At 65.9% G+C, this 2,379-nt stretch carries 2 protein-coding genes; one reads left to right on the forward strand and one right to left on the reverse strand.

All coding sequences use genetic code 11. From position 1 onward, the window contains the following. Positions 1-172: 172 nt before the first annotated feature. Positions 173-583: a helix-turn-helix domain-containing protein gene (locus B7Z76_RS15885; protein ID WP_035188305.1), complete on the reverse strand. Its 411-nt coding sequence runs from the start codon at positions 581-583 to the stop codon at positions 173-175. Positions 584-1,154: 571 nt separating this feature from the next. On the opposite strand from B7Z76_RS15885, the gene B7Z76_RS15890 reads away from it, so the two are divergent. Further along, positions 1,155-2,379 (forward strand): FAD-dependent oxidoreductase (locus tag B7Z76_RS15890; RefSeq protein WP_291345214.1); only part of this gene is annotated, 1,225 nt, incomplete at its 3' end.

A 2,379-nucleotide genomic window follows, 5' to 3' on the forward strand; every position in this document is an offset into this window, starting at 1 on the left:
CCGCGAGATCGCCGAGAGCGTCATCACTGGCCGCAAGTCCGGGGCCGAGATGGCTCGGCTTTACAACATCAGCGCACCGACGGTGTCGCGCATCGTTGCTCAGCACCGCTCTGATCTGGCCTAGTTTGAGATTATGGACGGATCATCCGGTGGTATTTTAAGCGGCGACGCTTCAAGGCGCGGGCGCTGCCGCTTTCGGTTGAGATAGCGCTTCGATCAAGGGGCATTCCGCCGGCCCCCCTGCTTCGCATTGCCGGATGAGGGTTCCCAGAGTGGTCTCAACCGCCCGCAGGTCGGCGATCTTGCGGCGCACGTCCTGACGATGGCGGATGGCAGCCTGTTTCACGTCATCACAGCGGCGTTCATCTCTTTCGGCCAGACTGAGAAGGCTGCGTACCTCGTCGAGAGAGAAGCCGAGTTCCCGGGCCCGGCAGACGAAGGTAAGGCGCGCGATGTCGGCAGTGCCATAGACCCGGCGTCCGCTTTCGGTGCGCCGCGGCCGCTGAAGAATGCCGATCTTCTCGTAGAAGCGGATGGTGTCGATGCCGCAGCCGGCTCGCCGCGCAACCGTGCCGATCGGCATTGACGGGCTATCGCACCAAGTGGGGGAAGCACGCTTTTGACGGTCCTTTACACTACTCAAAACATACCTCTTGATCCTGGAGTTACTCCATGACCTATAGACCATCGTCAGATGGATTTGAAGGGGTTCATGCGTCTTCGACCAGGCGCGAGAGAAGGAGTTTGCGGCCATGCGGGCATGTTGTGATCATCCGGGTTCCGAACGCCGGCCCGACCGGCGGCGTCTACTGACCAGCCGCGTGGCGATCATCGGTGGCCTTGCGCTCGCCGCTGGCGGTGGTCTCGCCGTCGGCGGTTGGGGCTGGCTGGTGGCTGCCGGATTAGCGCCCCTCATCCTGGCGGTCCTGCCCTGCGCTGTTACGTGCGGCCTCGGGCTCTGCGTGCTGGGCATGAGCAACAGGTCGAAATCGAATGCCGCGCCAGCCCGCCCCGCCGGCACCGGGAATAGTGACGGCATGCTCCCCGGGGGCGATCAGGGGCCGTCGTCTGCCGTTCCATCACTCATCCAAGGGCAAAGCTCAAATGCCATTTGAGACCTTTGACTTCACTCGAATCGCAACCGGAGACCTGGCATGACATCTCATACCCTGCGCGTAACTGGCATGACCTGCGAGCACTGCGCCCGCACGGTTGAGAAGACCCTCAACGACCTTCCGGGCGTCCGGGCGAGTGTCGCCTATGATCGCGGGACCGCGCGGATCGACGGCGCCGATGGCCTCGACCTCGCGGCACTCAGGAAGGTGCTTGCTCCACACGGCTATGGGCTGGAGACGCTGGTCGATGACGCCACGCACGGCGCTGCGATCCCGCACGGGAGCGGGCTGCACATCGCCATCATCGGCAGTGGTGGTGCTGCCTTCGCGGCGGCGATCCGTGCGACCGAGGCCGGCGCCCGGGTGAGCATGATCGAACGGGGCGAGGTCATCGGCGGCACCTGCGTCAATGTCGGCTGCGTGCCCTCCAAGATCACCTTGCGCGCGGCTGAGATCCGGCATGAGCGCGGGCACCATCCGTTCGAGGGTATCGCGCGCAGCGAGGAGCCGGTGGACCGGCGGGCGTTGCTCGCCCAACTGCGCGGCCGGGTTGAGGCGTTGCGCGGCGCCAAGTACCAGAAGATCATCGACGACAACCCCCGGATCACGCTGCTGCGCGGCGACGCGCGCTTCGAGGATGCGCGGACACTCGCAATTGCCGCTCGGACCGGCGAGGTGACGCGCCTGACGCCGGATCGCATCCTCATCGCGACCGGCGCCGCGCCGATGATCCCGCCCGTTCCAGGGCTGGCGGACACACCTTACTGGACCTCGACGGAAGCGCTGTTCGCCGAGGAACTTCCCGCCCGGCTCGCGGTGATCGGCTCGTCCTTCGTCGCCCTCGAACTGGCACAGGCGTATCGACGCCTTGGCGTCGACGTGACCGTGCTGGCACGCAGTACCCTGCTTACGCGCGAGGATCCCGAACTGGGGGCTGAGCTACAGCAGGCCCTCGAGGTCGAAGGCGTTCGCGTTCTCGGCGAAACCGAAGCTCACCACGCGGCCTATCGGGAAGGCCGATTCATCGTGGATACCGATGCCGGACAGATCGAGGCCGACCGGCTGCTGGTCGCAACCGGGCGCCGGCCCAACACCGAAGGGCTCGGCCTCGATTCTGCTGGTGTCGAGACAAACCGCGCTGGTGCGATCGTGGTGGACGATCACCTGCGGACCTCGGCCGCGCACATCTACGCGGCCGGCGATTGCAGCACGATGCCGCAGCTTGTCTATGTCGCCGCGGCCGCCGGCACGCGGGCGGCGGTCA

Source organism: Acidiphilium sp. 20-67-58, assembly GCF_002255515.1.
Taxonomy (GTDB): Bacteria; Pseudomonadota; Alphaproteobacteria; order Acetobacterales; family Acetobacteraceae; genus Acidiphilium.